This is a genomic window from Massilia sp. CFBP9026, assembly GCF_034045165.1.
Taxonomy (GTDB): domain Bacteria; phylum Pseudomonadota; class Gammaproteobacteria; order Burkholderiales; family Burkholderiaceae_D; genus Telluria; species Telluria arenae.
In genome coordinates this window covers 361,733-383,314 of the sequence record NZ_JAXCWH010000007.1, presented here as the reverse complement: position 1 = coordinate 383,314, position 21,582 = coordinate 361,733, and the positions used below count along the sequence as shown (strand labels likewise).

Annotated in this window: 13 protein-coding genes; 4 read left to right on the top strand and 9 right to left on the bottom strand. The window is 67.7% G+C overall.

What is annotated here, in order from left to right; translation table 11 throughout:
* Positions 1–125: 125 nt before the first annotated feature.
* The 3 genes from SOM28_RS19120 to SOM28_RS19110 form a co-directional block, all read right to left on the bottom strand.
* Positions 126–1,550, bottom strand: coding sequence for a tetratricopeptide repeat protein (locus tag SOM28_RS19120; protein ID WP_320469080.1), 1,425 nt, complete (start codon positions 1,548–1,550; stop codon positions 126–128).
* A gap of 136 nt (positions 1,551–1,686) precedes the next feature.
* Positions 1,687–2,355 carry a 3'-5' exonuclease gene (locus SOM28_RS19115; RefSeq protein WP_320469079.1) on the bottom strand — a complete coding sequence of 223 codons (669 nt, stop codon included), beginning with the start codon at positions 2,353–2,355 and terminating at the stop codon, positions 1,687–1,689.
* A 40-nt stretch (positions 2,356–2,395) separates the two neighbouring features.
* The gene (locus SOM28_RS19110) at positions 2,396–3,661 is read right to left on the bottom strand and encodes an Hsp70 family protein (RefSeq protein ID WP_320469078.1); all 1,266 of its coding nucleotides are present in this window, start codon (positions 3,659–3,661) and stop codon (positions 2,396–2,398) included.
* A 184-nt stretch (positions 3,662–3,845) separates the two neighbouring features.
* Between SOM28_RS19110 and SOM28_RS19105 the strand changes: the two genes are divergently transcribed.
* Genes SOM28_RS19105 through cphA (SOM28_RS19095) form a run of 3 tightly spaced genes read left to right on the top strand, consistent with a single transcriptional unit; the run spans position 3,846 to position 8,217 of the window.
* On the top strand, positions 3,846–4,757 hold the full coding sequence (locus SOM28_RS19105) for an isoaspartyl peptidase/L-asparaginase (RefSeq protein WP_123071695.1): 912 nt from the start codon (positions 3,846–3,848) through the stop codon (positions 4,755–4,757).
* Positions 4,754–5,632, top strand: a complete 879-nt coding sequence (locus tag SOM28_RS19100; protein WP_123071696.1) for a cyanophycinase — start codon at positions 4,754–4,756, stop codon at positions 5,630–5,632. The genes SOM28_RS19105 and SOM28_RS19100 overlap by 4 nt, the downstream gene beginning before the upstream one ends.
* Entirely contained in the window at positions 5,629–8,217 is a 2,589-nt protein-coding gene (gene cphA, locus SOM28_RS19095; RefSeq protein ID WP_320469077.1) for a cyanophycin synthetase, read from the top strand. Before SOM28_RS19100 ends, cphA (SOM28_RS19095) begins: the two co-directional genes overlap by 4 nt.
* Before the next feature lie 494 nt (positions 8,218–8,711).
* Here cphA (SOM28_RS19095) and cphA (SOM28_RS19090) read toward each other — a convergent pair whose 3' ends face one another.
* From cphA (SOM28_RS19090) to bcaP, 5 genes are all read right to left on the bottom strand, one after another.
* Positions 8,712–11,345 carry a cyanophycin synthetase gene (gene cphA / locus SOM28_RS19090; RefSeq protein WP_320469076.1) on the bottom strand — a complete coding sequence of 878 codons (2,634 nt, stop codon included), beginning with the start codon at positions 11,343–11,345 and terminating at the stop codon, positions 8,712–8,714.
* A gap of 90 nt (positions 11,346–11,435) precedes the next feature.
* Positions 11,436–12,890: an iron-containing redox enzyme family protein gene (locus tag SOM28_RS19085; RefSeq protein ID WP_414675181.1), complete on the bottom strand. Its 1,455-nt coding sequence runs from the start codon at positions 12,888–12,890 to the stop codon at positions 11,436–11,438.
* A gap of 146 nt (positions 12,891–13,036) precedes the next feature.
* The gene (locus SOM28_RS19080; RefSeq protein WP_320469074.1) at positions 13,037–14,812 is read right to left on the bottom strand and encodes a thiamine pyrophosphate-requiring protein; all 1,776 of its coding nucleotides are present in this window, start codon (positions 14,810–14,812) and stop codon (positions 13,037–13,039) included.
* A gap of 106 nt (positions 14,813–14,918) precedes the next feature.
* Positions 14,919–15,536 (bottom strand): isochorismatase family protein, encoded by a 618-nt coding sequence (locus tag SOM28_RS19075; RefSeq protein WP_320469073.1) that lies wholly within the window; start codon positions 15,534–15,536, stop codon positions 14,919–14,921.
* Between the two features lie 116 nt (positions 15,537–15,652).
* On the bottom strand, positions 15,653–17,053 hold the full coding sequence (gene bcaP / locus SOM28_RS19070) for a branched-chain amino acid transporter BcaP (protein ID WP_123070658.1): 1,401 nt from the start codon (positions 17,051–17,053) through the stop codon (positions 15,653–15,655).
* A 405-nt stretch (positions 17,054–17,458) separates the two neighbouring features.
* Here bcaP and SOM28_RS19065 point away from each other — a divergent pair, with 405 nt between their 5' ends.
* Positions 17,459–19,441: a tetratricopeptide repeat-containing diguanylate cyclase gene (locus SOM28_RS19065; protein ID WP_320469072.1), complete on the top strand. Its 1,983-nt coding sequence runs from the start codon at positions 17,459–17,461 to the stop codon at positions 19,439–19,441.
* Positions 19,442–19,518: 77 nt separating this feature from the next.
* Here the strand turns inward: SOM28_RS19065 and SOM28_RS19060 are convergent, their stop codons facing one another.
* Positions 19,519–21,513: a hybrid sensor histidine kinase/response regulator gene (locus SOM28_RS19060; protein ID WP_123070657.1), complete on the bottom strand. Its 1,995-nt coding sequence runs from the start codon at positions 21,511–21,513 to the stop codon at positions 19,519–19,521.
* Positions 21,514–21,582: the final 69 nt, after the last annotated feature.

Below are 21,582 nucleotides of genomic sequence, written 5' to 3'. Positions count from 1 at the left end.
CCGCTGGCGGCCTTGCACGTCTTGACGGGCCCTGTGACATGCATGCCGGGATGCGGCGAAGGCAAGCAAGCACTGCCGTAACCAGGCAAGAGCCCAGTGCAAGATGCCGCGATGCGAGACCGGGCTCATGCGCCGGTACGCCCGAGCAGCCGGCGCGGACTCGTCTTCGACGCCAGCCAGCGCTCCGCCAGGGTGCGCGCCCGACTGCGTTCGGCCGGGCTCAGCAAGGCGGTGTAATCGTTGGCCGCCGTGCTGGCGGCCAACGCGACGTCGGCCGGCGCGGCCTTGTCGAGGCCACGGCCCTGGCGCGCCAGCCAGGCCCACATGCAGGCGCGCACCGGATTCCTGGCGACGCCGCGCCCGGCGGCGTACAGCCCGCCCAGGTTGTGCTGGGCCGGCGCGTGCTGCTGGCGGGCCGCGAGGCGGTACCAGTGGGCGGCCAGGATGTCGTCGCGCGGCACGCCTTCGCCGCAGGCATACATGGCGCCCAGGTTGTTCTGGGCGCTGGGATCGCCCTGCTGGGCGGCGCGCCGGTACCAGGCGGCGGCCTGGGCCGGGTCGCGCGGCACGCCCTGGCCCTTGGCATAGAGCAGGCCCAGCGCGAACTGGGCATTGGCGGCGCCGCCCTCGGCGGCCTGCAGGTAGAACTCCAGTGCGCGCGCCGGATCGCGCTGCACGCCGCAACCGCCAGCCAGCATGCGCGCTACCCGGTACTGGGCCTGCACATGGCCCTGCGCGGCGGCCTGCATATAGCAGCGCAGAGCACGTGCGCTGTCGCGCGCCATGCCGCCGCCGGACAGCAGGCCGCCCAGCACGTAGAGCGCTTCGCGCTCGCCGCCGGCCGCCGCGCGTTCGAGCCACTGGATGGCCAGCGCCGGATCGGGGCCGGCGCCGCGGCCTTCGGCATAGGCCAGGCCAAGCTGGCGCTGGGCGGTGGGGTCGCCCGCCCCGGCCGCGTGGCGGAACCAGTACAGGGCCTGGCTGGGACTTGCCGCCACGCCCTGCCCGCGCGCGTACATTTGCGCCAGCTGCACCTGCGCCGGCACGTGGCCCTGCATCGCGGCCTTGCGGAACCAGGCCATCGCCAGCGGGTGGCTGACGTTGACGCCCAGGCCGTGCAGATAGCCTTGCGCGAGCTGGGTCTGGGCGCGCGCCATGCCTTGCTCGGCGGCCCGGTAGAACCAGCCGAGCGCCGCCTGGTGCGAGTGCGGCACGCCGCGGCCCTTGCGGTACAGGAGACCGAGATTGTGCTGGGCCGAGCGATCGCCCTGCTCCGCGGCGCACCGGAACCAGTGCGCCGCGCGCCCGTGATCGCGGCACACGCCGCGGCCGTTGTAGTACATGGCGCCCAGGTGGTTCTGGGCATAGGCCAGCCCCTGCTGGGCGGCGCGCGCCATCCAGGCGGCAGCTTTCGCTTCGTCGGGCGCGACGCCGTCGCCACGCAGATACAGCTGGGCCAGGTTGAACTGGGCGTAGGGATTGCCGCCGCTGGCGGCGCGCTGGAACCACTCGTAGGTGGCGGTGCCCTGTCGGGCGGCATCCTCGCTCATCGAAATCCTCTCGGCGGTCACTGTTCGGCTCTTGATCCCGTTGTTAAAATTTTAAGGAGAGCGAGGGATTCGGGATTTGCGACCGCACAATCGGACGGTCAGCGGCGCGCGCGCCGCCACAGTTGGCTCGAAAGCCTCAGGCTGGAACGGCGGCGGCAGCCGCGGCGCGGCGTTCGCGCACGGTGGCCGCATACTTGTCGAGGAAGGCGGGGATCTTGGCGGCCGCCACCTTGTTGATCGAGACCAGCAGCGCCGGTTCGACCTGCTCGATGCCGCAGGTGCGGCCAAGGTGGCGCGCGGCGTGCAGCAGCACGTCGGCAGCGACCTGGGCGTCGGCCTCGGCCCGGTGGGCGGTGCCGCGGAACTCGATGCCGAGCTGGTCCGAGAGCAGGCCCAGCTTGTAGCTTGCCAGTCCCGGGAACAGGCGGCGCGACAGCTTCAGCGAACACACCAGCCCGGTGTGCGCGGTGGTGCGGCCGTAGCGCGCGCCTTCGGCCTTGAGGAACTTCTCGTCGAAGCTGGCATTGTGGGCCGACAGCACGTCGCCGCCGATGAAGTCGAGCAGCTCAGGCACCACCTGGTGCGCCGGCGGCGCGCCGTCGACCATCGCTTGCGTGATCCCGGTCAGCTGGGTGATGAAGCTTGGCACCCGCACGCCGCAGTTCACCAGCGACACGTAGCGCTCCGTTACTTCGCCGCCGACGATGCGCAGCGCCGCCACTTCGGTGATGCGGTCGCCCATCTCGGGCGACAGGCCGGTGGTCTCGAAGTCGAGCATCACCAGCGGTCGATCGTAAACACTCATCGCTCTTTCCTGTATTGTTTCTGCGCTGCCCCAGCGCTTTTCAACCGAAGCGGCGCAGCGCGTCCAGCGCCAGGCCCGTGCCGATGCTGCCGAACAGGTCGCCCTCCACGCGGCGCGCACCCGGCACCATGGCGCCGATGCGCTCGCGCAGCAGGCCGACGCCGCTCGATCCACCCGTGAAGAATACCGTATCCACGTCTTCCGGCTTCACGCCGGCATCCGCGAACAGTTTACTCACCGTGGCCGCCACCTGGTCGACCAGGCCGGCGATGGCCGCCTCGAACTGCGCGCGGGCGACGTCGAGCGTCTCGGGCGGCGACAGGCGATCGAGCTGCAGGCGCACCATATCGGCGTCGGACAGCGCGATCTTGGCGCCCTCCACCTGGATCGCCAGCCAGTGGCCGGCGCGCTCGTCGATCAGGTTCTGCAAGCGGGCGATTTTAGCCGGTTCGCTCGCATCGCGCGCCAGGTCGGCCAGCTGCGTCACGCTCTTGCGCGTGTAGGCCTGGTTGATCGTGTGCCAGGTCGCCAGGTTGAAGTAATAACTGGACGGGATCGCCGCGCCCGAGCGCAGGTTGCTGCCGTAGCCGAGCAGCGGCATCACGCTGGCCAGGCTCAGGTACTTGTCGAAATCGGTGCCGCCGATGTGCACGCCGCCGTTGGCCAGGATGTCGTCGCGCCGGTCGCTGCGGCCGGCGCGCTGCGGGCCGAGACGCAGCAGCGAGAAGTCCGAGGTGCCGCCGCCGATGTCGGCGATCAGGACCAGTTCTTCGCAATCGATCCGCGCTTCGTAGTCGAAGGCGGCGGCGATCGGCTCGTACTGGAAGCCGATGTCCTTGAAGCCCACCGCCAGCGCGATCTCGCGCAGCGTGTCTTCGGCCAGCTGGTCGGCCTGCGGGTCGTCGTCGATGAAGAAGACCGGGCGGCCGAACACCGCGCGCTCGAACGGCGCGCCGGCTTGATGCTCGGCGCGGCGTTTCACCTCGCCGATGAACTGCGACAGCAGCGCGCGGAATGGCAGCGCGCGGCCGGCGACTTCGGTCTGGCCGTCGATCAGGCTGGTGCCGAGCAGGCTCTTGAGCGATCGCATGAGACGGCCTTCGTAGCCCTCGAGGTATTCGGCCAGCGCCGCGCGGCCATAGCTGACCCGCTCGTCGTCGGCATTGAAGAACACCACCGACGGCAAGGTTGACTTGCCATCCTCGAGCGTCAGGAGCGCGGTGGGGGCGGAGTGGGTCGTGCCTGGGCGGAGCCAGCCGACAGTGGAGTTGGACGTGCCGAAGTCAACGCCGCAAGCGTACGCCATAGGAACCTTTATATTGAAGGGGCGGTATGTTACCAGATTTGATTGCCCCTGTAAGCGGCCTCTTACACACACACGGCGGCGCTACCGATATGGCTCAGGCCGTTGCTTTTGCATAATGTCTGCTGGTCGCACACGGAGTTGCGCGACCGCTCAAGATAACAATAATGCAAAAGGATTGGACGAGATGAGCAAGCCCCAACAAGCTGGCGCCGTCGTGGTACACGGTGGCGCCGGCGCGTCGCGCGCGAACGAAGATGGCTGCGTTCTCGCCGCGCGCCGCGCACTGGCGCAGCTGGAGGTCAATGGCGACGCGCTGGACGCCGCCGTCGGCGCGGTAACTACCCTCGAAGACGATGGCCGCTTCAACGCCGGCAGCGGTTCGGTGCTGGGCCTCGACGGCGCCACCGTCGAGATGGATGCCTCGATCATGGATACCCGCGGCCGCCTTGGCGCGATCGCCTGCGTGCAATCGGTGAAGAACCCGGTGCGGCTGGCGCGCGCGGTGGCCGACACGCCGCACTGGATGCTGGCCGGCGACGGCGCCGCGCGCTTCGCGCGTGCGATCGGCATGCCTGAGAGCGCCCCGGTGTCGGAGCGCCAGCGCGCCGAACACCGCAAGATCATGACGCAGCTGGCCGGTTCGGTACCGGCCATGCCAGGCCTGAACAGCCGCCTGTTCGACCGCTTCTGGAACTACAACACCCCAATCAACCTGCCCGACGGCGTGGCTTGCGACACCGTGGGCGCCGTGGTGCGCGGCGCCGACGGCCACTTCGCGGTGGCCTGCTCCACCGGCGGCTCGGCGCCGGCGCTGCTCGGGCGCGTCGGCGACACCCCGATCGTCGGTAGCGGCTTCTTTGCCGGTCCGGCAGGCGCGGTGACGGCCAGCGGCATCGGCGAGCACATCGTGCGTCACCTGCTGGCGCGCACGGTCTACGGCTGGATCGAAGACGGCATGCCGCTCGACCAGGCCTTGCAACGCGGGGTCGACCTGTTCGCGCCGGAGATCAAGGTCGGGCTGATCGCCGTCAGCCGTCTCGAGGCCGGCGCCTGCAGCAACAGCGACATGCCTTACTCGAGAATGGTGCAACGATGAGCGAACAGATCATGCAGAAGAACGGCCACCTGGTCATCATCGGCGGCGGCGAAGACCGCAAGCACGATATGGAAATCCTGTCGCGTTTCGTCGAACTGGCCGGCGGCAGCGATGCGCGCATCGTCGTGATCACGGCGGCCAGCCAGATCGCCGACGAGATGTGGCAGATCTATGACGGCGTGTTCGGCACGCTGGGGGTGAAAGAACGCGCACACCTCGAGATCACCAGCCGCGAAGACGCCAATAGCGACGACTTCGTGCGCAAGGTGGCCGAGGCCACCGGCATCTTCATGACCGGCGGCGACCAGAAACGTCTGCTGGCCCTGATCGGCGGCACCGCCATGGACGCCGAGATGCACACCGCCCTCAAGGTGCGCGGCGCCACGATCGGCGGCACCAGCGCCGGGGCCTCGGCCATGTCGGGCCATATGCTGGCGCAAGGCCGCACCGACCTGCTGCCCGAGAAGGGCTCGGTGAGCCTGGGCGCCGGTCTCGGATTCCTGCACCGCGTGGTGGTCGACCAGCACTTCTCGGAACGCCAGCGCCTGTCGCGCCTGTTGTCGGTCGTGGCCCAGAACCCGTACCTGCAGGGGATCGGCATCGACGAAGACACGGCGCTGATCATCGAGCGCGGGGTCGGCATCGAGGTCCTGGGCGAAGGCGCGGTGACCGTGGTCGACGGCCGCTCGATGAGCACCAATGTGGCCGAGATCAAGGACCGCACCACGCCCGAGCTGATCGACGTCCGCCTGCACCTGCTGCCTGCCGGGAGCAAATATTCACTGCCTGTTGGAGATGAGCAGACCGGGAAGCGCGTGCCGCCCCAGCTGCTGGACTTCCTGGAAAACGTCACCAAACGGACCACACTGTCATGAGAATCAAGGAAAAACGCCTGCTGCGCGGGCCCAATCTGTACGCCGCCAATCCCTGCCTGATGGCGCTGGTCGACAACGTCGGCGCCAAGGGCCGCGGATTTTCCGCGCGCCTGCTCGAGCTGCTGCCGGCGCTGCCGGCGGAAGCCGCGGTGCGCCTGGCCGACGACGCGCTGCTGGTCGACGCACTCGAGCCGGTCGTGATGGAATTGCAGCGGCTGGCCGGCGCGCCGGGTGAACACGGCGCCACCCTGCCGGTGCTGGGACAGCCCGAGCGCCGCCGCGTGGTGTGCGGCTATGCGATCGAACAAGTGGCCGAGGAAGCGCTGCGCACCGCGATCGCCCTGCTCGAGGCGCTGGCGCACGACCTGGCCTTCGACCTCGACGCGGCCGTCGCCGAATTGCGCGACGTCGCCGAGCACCATGCAATCGGCACCAGCACCGGCGCCGTCGTCAACGCCGCACTAAGGCGCGGCATCCCGGCCCTGCGCCTGACCGAATCGGCCAACCTGTTCCAGCTGGGCTGGGGCAGCCGCCAGAAGCGGCTCCAGGCGACGATCACCGGCGCCACCAACTCGATCGCGGTGGGCATCGCCAGCGACAAGCAGCTGACCAAGACCTTGCTGGACGGGGCCGGCGTGCCGGTGCCGGAAGGCGACGTCGTCACCACGGTGGAAGCGGCCCAGCGCATTGCGCGCCGGCTCGGCCGGCCGGTGGCGATCAAGCCGCTGGATGCCAACCAAGGCAAGGGCGTGACGGTCGATTGCGTGGGTGCGGACGCTGTTGCGCGCGCCTTCGAGTTCGCGCGCAAGCACGGCCGGCGCGTGATCGTCGAGGAATACCTGCGCGGCCGCGACTACCGCGTGCTGGTCACGGGTGGCAGGATCGCGGCCGCCTCGTGGCGCCGTCCGCCACATGTCACGGGCGATGGCAGGTCGACCATCCGCGCGCTGGTCGAGACCGAGAACCGCAATCCGGCGCGTGGCGACGGCCACACCAACATCCTCACGAAGATTCCGCTCGACGCACTGGCCAACGAGACGCTGGCCAGGCAGGGATATGATCTCGACACAGTGCTCGACGACGGCGTCAGCGCCGACCTGCGCGGCAATGCCAACCTGTCGACCGGCGGCACTGCCGAAGACGTGACCGACCTGCTGCCCGACGAGACCCGCGACATCTGCATCCGCGCCGCGCGCACCATCGGCCTGGACGTGGCCGGCATCGACATCATCTGCGAAGACATCGCGCTGCCGCTGCGCGCCCAGCGTGGCGGCATCATCGAAGTCAACGCGGCGCCGGGCATCCGCATGCACCAGTACCCGAGCCGCGGCACGCCGCGCGACGCCGGCGACGCCATCGTCGAAGCGCTGTTCGGCGGCTGCAATGGACGCATTCCCGTGGTGGCGGTCACCGGCACCAACGGCAAGACCACCACCAGCCTCTTGATCGAGCACACCGTGCGCATGGCGGGCCTGCGCACCGGCGTGACCACCACCAGCGGCGTCTACCTGAACGGCCAGCTGGCCTATGAAGGCGACTGCACCGGCTACCATTCGGCGCGCAGCGTGCTGGGCGCACCGGACGTCGACTTCGCGGTGCTGGAGACGGCGCGCGGCGGCATCCTCAAGCGCGGCCTGGCCTATGACCGCTGCGACGTGTCGGTGGTGCTGAACGTCTCGGCCGACCACCTGGGACTGGATGGCATCGACACCATCGACGACCTGGCCAAAGTGAAAGCGGTGGTGGCCAAGCGCGCTTCGCGCGCGGTGGTGCTCAATGCCGAGGACATGTACTGCGTGCGGATGGGGGCGGAGCTCGCCGACGGCGTGGAAATCATCTATTTCGCGCTGGATGCCGAGGATCCGGTGCTGCTGCGCCATGTGGAGTACGGCGGGCGCGGAGTCTACCTGCAGGATTCGACGATCGTGATCGCGAGCGGCCTGCGCCACGAAGCGCTGATGGACGTGCACGAGATGCCCTGCTCGCTGGGCGGCCGCGCGCGCTACAACATCGCCAATGCGATGGCGGCGGCGGCAGCCCTGACCGCCTGCGGCTTCGCCAACCACGAAATCGCGGATGGCCTGCGCGGCTTCGTCTCGGACAGCAAGCACAATCCGCTGCGTTCGAACCTGTTCGACGTGGACGGCGTGACGGTGGTGGTCGACTACGCCCACAACTGCGCGGCCTACGCCGCCCTGGCCGAGATGGCGCGCTCGATGACCCCGGGCCGCCTGGTCGGTGTCGTCGCCGCCCCGGGCGACCGCCGCGATGCCGACCTGGTCGACATCGGCCGCACCTGCGCCGCCGGCTTCGACGAACTGGTGATCTACGAATCCGAAAACCGCGGCCGCCCCACCGGCGAAACCGCCACCCTGCTGGCACGCGGCGCCCGCCTCGGCAAGATCGACGCCGACCAGCTGCAAGTGGAACTGGACGTCCACCGCGCGATCCGCCTGGGCCTGTCGATCTGCCGTCCCGGCGACGTCCTGGTCTTCGGCTGCGGCACCTCGATCTCCGAGCTAACCGAAGCCCTCCGCCCCACCCGCCCCGACCTCGCCCGCCGCATCGAAGCCACCACCATCTAACCCCCCGGCCCTCCCGGCCCCCCTCCCAATTAGGGTCAGAGTCGAATTCTTTGACAACTTTTGCTGATGAGCCGTTAAATCGACTCTGACCCTAGTTATCTGCAGAGCAATTGGTCAGTAACTCGACTCCGACCCTATTTAATTGAGCCACGAATTTGGGCAATTGCTCAATAATTCGACTCTGACCCTAATTAATTTAGGCGCCACTTTTACCGGGGATTATCGGTTTCTAAGAAAAGAGGACGAGCGAGATAAGCGAATTCTGCGTAGCCTACCGCGATGGCGTGAGAATGAACGCTAGGGAATAAAAAATAATGAGGGTCAGAGTCGAATTGTTTGACAACTTTAACGGATGAGTCGTTAATTCGACTCTGACCCCAGTTATCCGCCAAGCTATTGGCCAACAATTCGACTCCGACCCTAATTAATTAGAGGGCGAATTTGAGAAATTGCCCAATAATTTTACTCTGACCCTCATTGAGGGGGGGGCGGGGTTAGGTGGTTTGGGCGGCGATCAGGTCGGCGCTTTCGGGGTCGGTGGCGCGGATGGCGTCGACGAAGACCTGGAGCGACGAGCCGCAGGCGAAGACCAGGACGTCGCCAGGCTCGCACAGGCTCAGGCCCAGGCGGATGGCGTTGCCGACTTCCAGTTCGCGGTGCAGGGTGTCGGTCAGACCCACCGCTTCTTCGGCGCCGCTCAGGATCAGGTCCACGGCCTCGCCCACGGCGCGGCCGCGGCTTTGGGATTCGTAGACTACCAGCTCGTCGAAGCGGGCGCCGCATACCTTGCCGACTTCGCGCAGGTCGCTGTCGCGGCGGTCGCCGGGGGCGGTCACGATGCCGACCAGTTGACCTGGCAGCATGCCGCGCGCCATGTCGGCCATGGCGGCGTAGGCGGCTGGGTTGTGGGCGTAGTCGACGATCACCGTCACGCCGCGCACGTCGAACATATTCGTGCGCAGGGGGTTGGTGCGGCCGTTCGACACAAACGTGGACAGGCCGGCGGCGATCTGCAGGTGGCTGAAGTCGGATGCCATCAAGGCCGCTGCCGCTGCCAGCGCATTGGCGATGTTGAAGCGGGCCAGGCCGCCAAAGGCCACCGGCATGCTCTCGACCTTGATCACCGCCTGCTGGATATGGCCGTCGGCGATCACGACGGCGCCATCTTGCAGGTAGGCGCCGCGGCCGCCGTCTTCCAGGTGCTTGAGCAGGACCGGGTTTTCGGCGTCCATCGAGAAGAACAATACTTCGGCGCCGGGTTTCACGCGGCGCGCCATCTGCACGCACAGCGCGTCTTCGGCGTTGAGCACCACCGCCCTCGAGGCCGATTGCGCCACCACCGCCTTCACCTGCGCCAGGTCCTCGACCGTGTCGACGCCGTCCAGGCCCAGGTGGTCGGCCGCGATGTTCAGCACCACCGCCACGTCGCAGCGGTCGTATGCCAGGCCGCGCTTGAGGATGCCGCCGCGCGCCGTTTCCAGCACTGCGATCTCCACTTCCGGCGCATGCAGCACCGTGCGCGCCGACCAGTAGCCGGTGCAGTCGCCTTTTACTACCTGCTTGCCGTCGATGAAGACGCCCTCGGTGGTGGTCACGCCCGTCACCCGGCCAGCCATGCGCGCCGCATGCGCGACCAGCAAGGTGGTGGTGGTCTTGCCGTTGGTGCCGGTCAGCGCGATCACGGGAATGCGGCCGGTCGACGCGCCCATCAGGCCGTCGACGATCGCCTCGCCGGCATCGCGCGCCTCGCCCGCACTTGGATATTGGTGCATGCGGATGCCTGGCGCCGCATTGACTTCGATGACCGCCCCGCGCTGCGCCGCCAGCGGCTGGCCGATGTCCTCGCACACGATGTCGATGCCGGCCACGTCCAGGCCGATCTTGGCGGCAGCGCGTACGCACAGCAGGCGCGTCGAATCAGGCAGCAGGTCGGTCACGTCTTCGGCGGTGCCGCCGGTCGACAGGTTGGCGTTGCCGCGCAACTCGGCCACCACGCCGCTTGGGGGCACGCTGTCGAACTCGAAGCCCTGGCGCGACAGCATGTCGGCCGCATGGTCGTCGAGGGAGATCCGGGTCAGGATCGTCGCATGGCCGGCGCCGCGCGCCGGATCGGCGTTCTCGATCTCGACCAGCTCGCGGATGGTCTTGACGCCGTCACCCACCACATGGGCCGGACGGCGGCGCGAGGCCGCGGCCACGCGCCCGCCGGCGACCAGCACGCGATAATCGCAGCCCGTCACATGGCGTTCGACGATGACGCGGCGCCCGTACTGGCGCGCGAACTCGAAAGCGCGCGCGACGTCGTCCGGCGTGGTGCAATCGACCGTCACGCCCTTGCCCTGGTTGCCGTCCAGCGGTTTCAGGGTCACCGGCCCGTTCAGGCGGCGCGCCACGCGCTGGGCCGACTCCACGGTGGTGACCACGTCGCCCTCCGGCACCGGCACGCCGGCCTCCTTCAGCAGCGCCTTGGTCAGCTGCTTGTCGCTGGCGATCTTCACCGCGATGAAGCTGGTGTCGCCAGTGGTCGTGGCCTGCAGCCGCTTTTGCCTGACGCCCCAGCCGAGCAGGAACAGGTTGGCGTCGTCGGTGATGCGCTGCACCGGGATGCCGCGCTCCTGCGCCGCCGTGATCACCGCGGCGGTGCTGGTGCCGATCGCGTAGCGCGCGGCGATCTCGCGCAGTTCTTCAAGGCGCACAGCGAGTTCGAAGCCCGCGCCGCGAGCCAGCGCGCCGACCAGGTCGAGCGCCAGGTCGAAGGCCGGCTCGGCCAGCTTTTCGCAGCTGTAGGCGCATACGATGCGGAATTGGCCAGGATGGCCGTTCACCGGCCTCGTGCGGCCGAAACTGGCCGGCGCGCCGGCCAGGGTTTGCAGTTCCAGCATCACGTGTTCGATCACGCGGCCGAGATACGTGCCTTCGCGCAGGCGCTGGGCGAAGCCGCCAGGCTGGCCGACGGGCAGGCGCTCGCCATGCAGCGATGGCAGCAGCTCGAGCAGCGCGTGGTTAAAGCCGGGCAGATCCTTCGTGGACTTGCCGTATAAATCCTGCAGGTCGACCACCGACAGCAGGCATGGCGAGTCGGCGTGGACGTTCGGTCCGCGCAGGAAGCGTTGTTCGAGGATTTGCACGTGTGTTTCCCTTGATAGTCATTATTATGAAAGCCACAGCCGGCACGCGCTCTCTATCGCATGCCGGCCGTTTGTCGCCGTGCAGGCGGGTCAGGCGTCGAACAGTTGCGTGTACATGCGGGTTGCCATCAGGCCCACCGCCGTATGGTGAATCTCCGGCGACAGCAGGCGGCCCAGCATCTGCATCGCCTCCTGCTTGCCGTTGGCCGCCGCCACCTGCTGTTCCAGCAGGCGCAGCTCGTTATGGGCGTCGGCATCGTCCAGGTTGGCGTGGCGGCGGATCAGGCCCCGCACCGGATGCGCCATTTCGCGTTCCGCGCCCTGCCCCAGCTGGTCGAGGGTACGCTGGCGCGCGCGCGCGGTCAGCACGCGCTGGGCGCTGGCCGGCTTGCCGTCGGCGGTGGAGGTAATCCAGTCGCGCAGCACCTGCAATTCATAGGCATTGAACACGCCGAACATCTCGGCCCGCTCGCCTTCGACCAGGCGCCAGAAGCGGCTATGCTCGACGTCCTCGCCGCGCTTGATCCAGCCGGCCCCTTCGAGCGCGGCCAGGAAGGCCGGGATCTGCGCCGGGTCGGTCAGCCAGTCGTTGACCGAGCGGCCGGCGACGCGGCAGTAATCCGAGTGCATGTTCTTGCCCACGCCGCTCTTGGCGGCCAGGATGCCGACCAGCTCCGACTGCAGGTCGAATTCGCCGATCACCGAGGTCGTGCTGGCGCCCAGTTCGTTCAGGCGGTAGCCATCGACCACGCGCTGCCAGAAGGCGTCGCGGTCGCCGACCTTCGGCATCAGGTCGTGCACCGCCTGCACCGCCTTGCGCGCATGGCCGCTGGCGGCGTTATCGACCGTCACGTGCAGGGTGAAGTAATACGGATCGATGCCCAGTTCATTGAGCTCATAGGACGTGATCAGCAGGTGCAACGGCAGCTGTTCGTAGCCCAGGTTGTAGCCGACGACTTCGGGCAGGAAGTGCTCGGCGTGATGACCCAGCGCCAGTTGCAGCGCGCCTTGCAGGAAGTGGTCGTCGCCCAGGTCTTCCCAGCTCTCGCAGCCGTGGGTGGCCAGCAGCTTGCGGTACAGGGTGACGTGGTTCTTGTCGGGCAGGCCGTCGCCCAGCTCTTCGAGATAGGTCTTGATCAACGGATGGAAGGCGACGTCGTCCCACTGGCGCGTCAGGCCATACAGCCAGGCGCCGTCGACCAGCTTGGTCGGCGCCACGCCCTTGATGAAGTACAGCGCGTGCGCGCGGCACGAGAAGTAGCGGCGCGGCGCGCCGTTCTTGCGCGCGGCGAGGTAGTCGCGGTATTGCTGGCCGACGATCTCGGTGCGTTCTTCGATCCAGGCCTGCAGCTGGTCCAGGCGCGCCGGCAGGTCGGACGGCAGCTCGCGCGCGACCGCGATCTGGCCAGCCACGAAGTCCCTGGCCTGCTCCGGCATCGCCGACGGATCGGCGTACAGCGAAAAATACAGATCCTTCGCGCCTTCTGCGGTGGCAAGGGGCGCGGTCGCGACGCGTGGTGCGTCGGCTAACAACATTGGTGTCATGTCTAGCATCGTGAAGTGTCCTATGGACGATTACCGACATTATCCAAGCTGGACCATGTTGCGCAAATCGGTTGGCGCGCTGTGAGTATGTAAGAGAGGGATTACAAAATTATATCTCGCAGCGCAGCAATCGCTTGCCAATTTGCTTACGTCGATGCGCCACTACCCTGCTGGCGCATGCCGCGCTCGACGTCTGCCGCTTCCGGGTCGCCCTTCTGTTGCGCCTCCCGGTATTTCTCGGCCTGGGCATCGACGATATGCGGCGGGAAAGGCGGGATATTCGCATCGGCCACCACTTCGAGCACGAAGGGCCGGCCTGCCGCCAGCGCACGATCCCAGGCCGGCCCCAACTCTTCCGGATCGTCGACCCTTTCGCCTTCCAGGCCGAGCATGCGCCCATATTCCGCATACGAGAAATCGGGCAGTTCCTGCGATGGCGCATATTTCGGCTCGCCCCCCATCCCGCGCTGTTCCCAGGTCACAAAATTGAGGTCGCGATTGTTCAGCACCAGCACCACCAATGTGGGATTGGCCCAGTCGCGCCAGTGGCGCGCGATCGTGATCAGGCCGTTCATGCCGTTCATCTGCATCGCACCATCGCCGGCGAGCGCGATCACCGGCCGGCCCGGATGCGCCATCTTGGCCGCCATCGCATACGGCACGGCCGAACCCATCGTCGCCAGGCCGCCCGACAGCGACGCCATCATCCCGCGCCGCAATCTCAGGTGCAGCGCATACCAGGCCGAGACCGAGCCCGAGTCGCCGGCCAGGATCACATCATCCGGCAGCCGCGGAGACAGTTCGCTGAAGGCGCGCTGCGGATTGATTGGTTTGCCCGGCAGGCGCGCCCGCTCATCCAGCACGCGCCAGCTCTCGGCCACGTTCGACTCGATGCGCGCGCGCCAGCCGCGCTCCTCCTTGCGTCGCAAGAGCGGAATCAGGGCGAGCAAGGTCGCACGCGCGTCGCCCGCGAGGTTCACGTCCATCGGATAGCGCAGGCCGAGCATGGTGGCGTCGACGTCTATCTGCACCGCCTTCGCGGTGCCCTCCTGCGGCAAGAATTCGGCATACGGGAAGCTCGAACCGATCATCAGCAGCGTGTCGCATTCCTTCATCATCGTGTCGCTGGCCTGGGTGCCGATCATGCCGATGGTGCCGGTGCAGAACGGCAGGTCATCCGGCACGACAGCCTTGCCGAGCAAGGCCTTGGCGATGCCGGCGCCGAGCAGCTCGGCCACCTCGACCAGCTCGTCCAGCGCGCCGTGCGCCCCGGCGCCGGTCAGGATCGCCACCTTCTCGCCGGCATTGAGGATGTCGGCCGCTGCGCGCAAGGCCTCGGACGGCGGCACCGCCGCTTCGAGCGCCGCGCCCACGCCCGAGAAGGTGTTGCCGTGTTCACGCGGCGGATGCGGCACCGCGTCTTCCTCCTGCAAATCGTTCGGGATGATGATGCAGGTCACGCAGCGACGGGCCTTGGCGATGCGCAGCGCGCGGTCGACCAGGTGACGCACCTGCGACGCATCGGTCGCCATCTGCACGAACTCCCCCGCCACGTCCTTGAACAGCGTAACCAGGTCGACTTCCTGCTGGTAGTGGGCGCCGAGCGCGGAGCGCTGCTGCTGGCCGACGATCGCGACCACCGGCTGGTGATCGAGCTTGGCGTCGTACAGGCCGTTGAGCAGGTGGATGGCGCCGGGACCGGAGGTCGCCAGGCACACCCCTACCTCGTTCGTGAACTTGGCGTGGCCGCAGGCCATGAAGGCCGACATCTCTTCGTGGCGGCACTGGACGAACTCGATCGCGTCCTGGCGCCCGAAAGCGGCCAGGATGCCGTTGATGCCGTCGCCCGGATAGCCATAGACGCGGTGCACGCCCCATTGCCCGAGTCGGTCGAGCAGAAAATCTCCTACGGTGCTGGTCATGCCGGTGTCCTTTCGCAGCTGGTGGAAAGGCGACTGTAGGCCGGTAATCGAAGGCGGACCGTGCGCCAGCGTCCCCACGCGCCGACGGGGCGCGCTCAGTGGGTAATCAGAGACGCGCGCCGAGCTCCACATCGGCCACCAGCCCAGCGCCCGACAGCCGCACCGGCTCCGCGCCCGCGCGCAGCATGCGGGTCATGGCGCGGTCCCCATCGCCGGGCGCGACGTCGACCGCACGCGCGGCCTCGGCCACGATCAGGATCTCGATGTCTTCCTTGAGCCCGTCGAGCACCGTATTGAGCACGCAGTAGTCGGTGGCCAGGCCGCACACGGCCACGCGGCGGATGCCGCGCGCACGCATGGCCTGCCCCAGCCCCGTGCCGTTGAAGGCGGAATACGCATCCACCTCGATGGTATCGGCCTTGGACACGACGATGACGTCGTCCGGCAGGTTCAGGTCGGAAGAAAAGCCCGCCCCTTCGGTCCCGGCCACGCAATGCGGCGGCCACGGTCCGCCCTGGTCGGCGAAAGAGCAATGCAGTTCGGGATGCCAGTCGCGCGAGGCATAGATCGGCAGCGCGCGCGTCCGGTACAGGTCGATGAGGCGGTTGACCGGCGCGATGACCTGGTCGCCGTGGGGGACGCCAAGGTTGCCGCCGGGAAGGAAGTCGACCTGCAGGTCGACGATCAGGAGGGCATCGCCCTGGCCGAGCACGATGGCGCTCATGAGACATCTCCGTTTCAAGGACGCACAGGCTGCGTCAAAGATGGCAGATTAACATGAAGCGCCGTCGCCGGCCGAAGGCCACGCGGCAGACCCGATAGGCCTGCCGCGAGAACAGCTTATTGCTGCGGGTTGTTCAGCAGCGAGCGCTGGCGTGCATAGCCGAAGTAGACGGCGGCGCCGATCGCCAGCCAGATGGCGAATGCCAGCCAGGTATGCCAACTCAGGAACGACATCAGCACCAGGCAGAACACGATCGCCAGGCCCGGAATATACGGTACGCCAGGGCAGCGGAAAGCGCGCGGCAGGTCCGGACGCTTCTTGCGCAGCACGATGACGGCGATCGAGACCAGGGTGAAGGCGGCCAGCGTGCCGATATTGACCAGTTCGGCCAGCACGGTCAGCGGCACCACGGCGGCGATCAGGCCGAAGATGATGCCCACCAGCCAGGTGGCGAAGAATGGCGTACCGTATTTCGGATGCACCTTCGACAGCTTGGCCGGCAACAGGCCGTCGCGCGACATGGCGAACAGGATGCGGGTCTGGCCATAGGCCATCACCAGGATCACGGTGCTCATGCCCAGGATCGCGGCCAAGTCGACGAAGCCGGCGACCCAGTTCTCGCCCGCCACCTGCAGCGCCAGCGAGACCGGGTGATCGACGCCCTTGAAGTCCAGGTGCGGCACGATGCCGGTCATGATCGCCGCGACCACGACGTACAGGATGGTGCAGACCACCAGCGAACCGATGATGCCGATCGGCAGGTCACGCTTCGGATTCTTGACTTCCTCGGCAGCCGAGGTGACGGCGTCGAAGCCGATGAAGGCGAAGAACACCAGCGCGGCGGCGCTCATCACGCCACCCATGCCGTATGGCATGAACGGTTCCCAGTTCTCCGGGCGCACATGGCCGACGCCGACGGCGATGAACAGCAGCACGACGCCGGTCTTGATGATGACCATGACGTTGTTGATGCGCGCCGATTCGCGCATGCCCAGCGACAGCATCGCGGTCAGCGCGATCATGATCAGGAAGGCCGGCAGGTTGAACAGGGTCTCGACGCCGGGGCGGGCGCCAGGCGCCGCGGTCAGCGCGTCCGGCAGCACCAGGCCGAAGCCCGACATCAGCGACTGGAAATAGCCGGACCAGCCGACCGCGACGGTCGAGGTGGCCAGGCCGTACTCGAGCAGCAGGTCCCAGCCGATCATCCAGGCGACGAATTCGCCCAGGGTGGCGTAGCTATAGGTATAGATCGAACCGGCAACCGGCACGGTCGAGGCGAACTCGGCGTAACACAGGGCGGCGAAGCAGCAGGCCATGGCGGCCACGATGAAGGAGAGGGTCAGCGCAGGGCCGGCTGTGACGGCGCCCGTGCCGGTGAGCACGAAAATACCGGTGCCGACGATGGCGCCAATACCGAGCAGGATCAGGTCGGTCGGGCCGAGCACCTTTTTGAGTCCGCCCGGCTTGGCGCTGGCGGCCAGCATGGCATCCAGATTCTTGGTTCTAAAAATACTCACTACGTGTTCTCCAATCAAATATGTATGTGGTCCCGCGTCTTGTCAATACGCCGTGCCCGCAGGTCGTGCGGGCACGCTCTCGAGATCCTGCCTGTTGGGCCGGCATGCCTGACATGAAACCGCTTTCGCTACACCTGCAAACCGTCAACTTTTTGCAGACGTGCAAATATAACCAGAATGCTGTTACGAATCAAAGCAATCCGACAAATCTTCTGCAATTTACGTGCCGGCAGGAAATTCCTGCTACGGAAACGCGGCCGTTGCGTAAACATCTCAGCCCGGACGGCTGTGCTTGATTTCCTCAAATCAACATTCGATAATGGGCCGACCCTCCTGCCCCACCCGCGCTTTGTCGCCCACGATCCCGCCCCAATGACAGTCTCCGATGGACGCCCGACCCGATTTATGCCGCTGCTCGCAAGCGGCGCGCTGCTGGCGGCGCTCGCCGCCCCGGCGCCGGCGGCCCAGCTTCCGGAAGCACGACTGGATGAAATCGCGGCGATGGCCGAGCAAAACAATGCGCAGGCGCGCACGGTCCTGGTGCAGGAAGGCCCGAAGCTGATCGCCGGAGCACCCTATCCGGTGCGCATCCACTACCTGCGCCTGTTGCGGCGGATACAGGCCGATGGCGGAAACTTTCGCGAGGCCTTCGAGACCAACGAGCTTATCATCGGCCTGGCCCAGGCCGAACGCGATCCGCTCAATCTGGCACTGGGCAGCCTGGCGCGGGTATTGCGCATGATCGAGAACAACGATCCGGCCAAGGCCCTTGGCCAGCTCACCGCCCTTGGGACGCGTTACCGCAAGCTCGACAGCCTCGAATTCACTGCCACCGCCGAGGGGCTGCACGGCATGGCCTACAGCGCGGTCGGCCAGTACGACCGCGCGCTGCACCATTTTTTGCGCGCGCTGGACATGGTGCAGCGCCATCCCGGCCTGTGGAGCCCGCGCGAAGCTGACATCCGGCTGGCGATGGCGCGCATGTACGTCAACGCGCACGATCCTGCCAAGGCGCTCGAGACGCTGCGCGAAATCCGTACCGGCCTGTCCCGACTGCCGCCGCGCACCGAGGCGGCGGCCCACTATTTCGAGGGCCGGGCCCTGGTGGCGCAGGACGAGCTCGAGGCCGCCCAGCAAGCCTTCGCGCACGCGCTCGACCTTGCCCATACCCATCAGCTCATCTCACTCGAAGCGAATGTGCTTGGCAATATCGCTGACGCCCACCTGAAGGCGGGGCGCTACCGGCAGGCCGAGGAAGCGGCGCGCGCCGCCCTGGCGCCGGCCGAGCGCAGCGAAGACCGGATCAGCCTGCAAATGGCGAAGGCCAACCTCGGCTTCGCCCTGTTCGGCCAGGGCCGCCAGCGCGAAGGGATGCAGCATGTGGACGCGGTGATCGCCGCGATGCGCAAGGCCGGCGCCATGTCGAGCGTCGCCCGCCTGCTGGGCGAGAAGAGCCAGGCGCTGGAAGGCGCCGGACGCTTCCGCGAAGCGCTCGCCACCACGCGCGAGCGCGAAAGCGTCACCCAGGAGCTGTCGCTCGATGAACGCAACAAGGCGATCTCGGCGCTGCAAGAACAGTTCAAGGCGCGCGAGCGCGCCGCCCAGATCGATGCCCTGCGCCAGGAAAACGCCGTGAAGGACACCGAGCTGCGCCACCGCAGCGTGCTCCAGACCGCCGCCTCGCTGGGTGCGTCGGTGGCGTTGTTCCTGTGCGCCGGCGTGCTGTGGATGTACCGAAAATCGGTGCTCACCGGCCGCCGCCTGGCCGAACTGAACGACGAACTGGCTTATCGATCGGCGCACGACCCGCTCACCGGCCTGTTCAACCGGCGCTCCTTCCTCGACCGCATGCGCAGCCGCACCGGGGAGGCGGCGCCGCGCCTGGGCTCGGCCGACTGCTTCACGCTGCTCGACATCGACCACTTCAAGCGCATCAACGACGAATATGGCCACGCGGCGGGCGACGCGGTGCTGGTCGAGGTCGGCAAGCGCCTGCGCGCGGCGATGCGCGAATCGGACATGGTGCTGCGCTGGGGCGGCGAGGAATTCCTGGTGTATTCCCAGGGCGTGACCCAGGACCAGCGCCCGCTGCTGGTCGGCCGCATCCTCGATGCGATCGCCGCCACGCCGATCGTGCTGGACGACGGCACCACGCTCAGGGTCAGCGCCACCGCCGGCGCGGTCTCGCTGCCGTTCGCGCCGGACGGCGACGTTGCAGGCCCCGAAGCCACGGTCCAACCCGACTGGGAACAGGCAATCGCGCTGGCCGACCGCGCGCTCTACAAGGGCAAGGAAGCGGGCCGCAACCGCGGCTATATCGTGGCCAGCCTGCGCCGTCCGGAAGGCGGCCTGGAGCTCGACCTGGTGCTGCCGGGTGTCACGGGGTGATGAGGATGCAAACGTGAACTGAACGCGTGGGAGGCATAGCCTCCCACCCTACTGCGAACGCGGCAGGTTACTGGGCGTTACAGGGAACGCAGCAGGTTGCGGCGGGCGACGATCGCCGCCACCGTCTGCAGCAGCGTGGCCGGCGCCACCGGCTTGGCCAGGTAGTCGTCGAATCCCGCCTCCAGCGCACGCTGCTGGTCTTCGCGCCGCGAGAACGCGGTCAGGGCGATGGCGGGCACGCCCGCCGTCTCGCGATCCGGCATCGACCGTATGCGCCGAATCATTTCGAAACCATCGACCAGCGGCATGCCGATGTCGCTGATGACGAGGTCGGGCCGGCGCATCTCGACCAGGCGCAGCGCCTCGCGCGCGCCGGTTGCGGTCAGGATCGTTGCATCGCTGGCGGCCAGCACCTGCTGCACCAGTTCCAGTGAATCCAGTTCATCGTCGATCACCAGCACCGTCATCCCGGCCATCTCGGGTGCCGCCAGCGGCAGGCCGGCAAGGGGCTCGACCCGCGCCACCGGCACCGCGCCGGGCGCCGCCAGCGGCAAGTGCAGGGTGAAGGTGGCGCCCTGCCCTTCGCCGCGGCTGGCCACGCTGATCGCGCCGCCCTGCAGCTCGACCAGCTGGCGCGCGATCGCCAGGCCCAGCCCCAGGCCGCCGTGGCGCCGCGCCGACGAGGAATCGGCCTGGCGGAAGCGGTCGAACACATAGGGCAGGAACTCGGGCGCGATGCCGGCGCCGGTATCGGCCACGTCGATCGCCACCGCGCGCTCGTCGGCCTCTCCATCCCGCCGCAGCGTGACCGTCACCACGCCGCCCGGCTCGGAAAACTTGATGGCGTTCGAGATCAGGTTCGACATCACCTGCTGCATGCGCGCCAGGTCGCCGCGCACTGGGCCGGCGCCGTGGTCGATGCTGGCGTTCAGGCCGATGCTGCGCGCCAGCGCCGCCGGACGCGCCGTCTCGAGCGCCGCGTTGACGAAGTCCTGCGGCTGGATCGGCGCGGCGTCGATCCGCACCTTGCCGGCCAGCAGGCGGCTCATGTCGAGCATGTCTTCGATCAGCTGCGACTGGGCGCGCGCATTGCGTTCGATGGTCTCCAGACCGCGGCGCAGCATGGCGCCGTCGCGATGGCCCTGCAACAGCAGTTGCGACCAGCCGAGCATGGCGTTGAGTGGCGTGCGCAGCTCGTGCGACAAGGTCGCGAGGAACTCGTCCTTCATCTGGCTGACGTTCTCGGCCTCGACACGGGCGCGCTGCTCGTCGAGATACAGTTGCTGGCGCTCGGCCGCCGCCTGCAGCGATTCGGCGATCGTACGGTTGCGCGCCTCCAGGCGCGCATCGAAGATGGTGGCCAGCAGCGCGATGCTGAGCAGGGCCACGGTGGCCACCGTCACCAGCGCCGCCAGGTGATCCTGGTCGACGCCGCCAAGCGCCGCGCGGCACACGCTGCCGGCCTCGAAGTGGGCGGCGGCCATGCCGGTATAGTGCATGCCGGCGATGGCGCCACCCATGATGACGCTGGCCGCGAGCTGCACGGCGCGCCGCGAGCGGCCGCGCTCCTGGCCATCGTCGTGAAGGCGCAGGGCGAGCTGCAACGCCAGCGCCGAGGCGCCGATCGCGATCGCAACCGACAGCGCGAACAGCCAGGGGGTGTAGGTGATGGCCGGGTCCATGCGCATGCCGGCCATCCCGGTGTAGTGCATGGCGTTGATCCCCGCGCCCATCAGGGCGGCGCTCAAGGCCAGCTGGCGGCGCCGGAAGGCGCGGTGCCGCACATGCCACAGCGCCAGGCCGGAGGCGACCACGGGCAGCAGCCAGGAGGCGAAGGTGATCAGGGGGTCGTAGCCGACCGGCATCGGCAGGCGGAAGGCCAGCATGCCGATGAAGTGCATGGCCCAGATGCCGCTGCCCATCGCCAGCGCGCCGCCCGCGATCCATAAATATGGCGCGCGGCCCTGGGCCTGGCGCACCCGCATCGCCAGGCTGAGCGCCGTGTACGAGGCCAGGATGGCCACCAGGATCGACACGAAGACCAGCAGGGGTTCGTAATACCCGTTCACCATCGGTGTTGTTCCGTTCTTATTGTGTTCTTGCCGGCACGCGGCATGCCGATCGGAGCCAGTGTACACGAC

Coding starts and splice junctions, on each gene's coding strand:
- SOM28_RS19120 (WP_320469080.1), bottom strand. CDS start 1,550: ATGAGCGAGGATGCCGCCCGACAGGGCACCGCCACCTACGAGTGGTTC.
- SOM28_RS19115 (WP_320469079.1), bottom strand. CDS start 2,355: ATGAGTGTTTACGATCGACCGCTGGTGATGCTCGACTTCGAGACCACC.
- SOM28_RS19110 (WP_320469078.1), bottom strand. CDS start 3,661: ATGGCGTACGCTTGCGGCGTTGACTTCGGCACGTCCAACTCCACTGTC.
- SOM28_RS19105 (WP_123071695.1), top strand. CDS start 3,846: ATGAGCAAGCCCCAACAAGCTGGCGCCGTCGTGGTACACGGTGGCGCC.
- SOM28_RS19100 (WP_123071696.1), top strand. CDS start 4,754: ATGAGCGAACAGATCATGCAGAAGAACGGCCACCTGGTCATCATCGGC.
- cphA (WP_320469077.1), top strand. CDS start 5,629: ATGAGAATCAAGGAAAAACGCCTGCTGCGCGGGCCCAATCTGTACGCC.
- SOM28_RS19085 (WP_414675181.1), bottom strand. CDS start 12,890: ATGACACCAATGTTGTTAGCCGACGCACCACGCGTCGCGACCGCGCCC.
- SOM28_RS19080 (WP_320469074.1), bottom strand. CDS start 14,812: ATGACCAGCACCGTAGGAGATTTTCTGCTCGACCGACTCGGGCAATGG.
- SOM28_RS19075 (WP_320469073.1), bottom strand. CDS start 15,536: ATGAGCGCCATCGTGCTCGGCCAGGGCGATGCCCTCCTGATCGTCGAC.
- SOM28_RS19065 (WP_320469072.1), top strand. CDS start 17,459: ATGCCGCTGCTCGCAAGCGGCGCGCTGCTGGCGGCGCTCGCCGCCCCG.
- SOM28_RS19060 (WP_123070657.1), bottom strand. CDS start 21,513: ATGGTGAACGGGTATTACGAACCCCTGCTGGTCTTCGTGTCGATCCTG.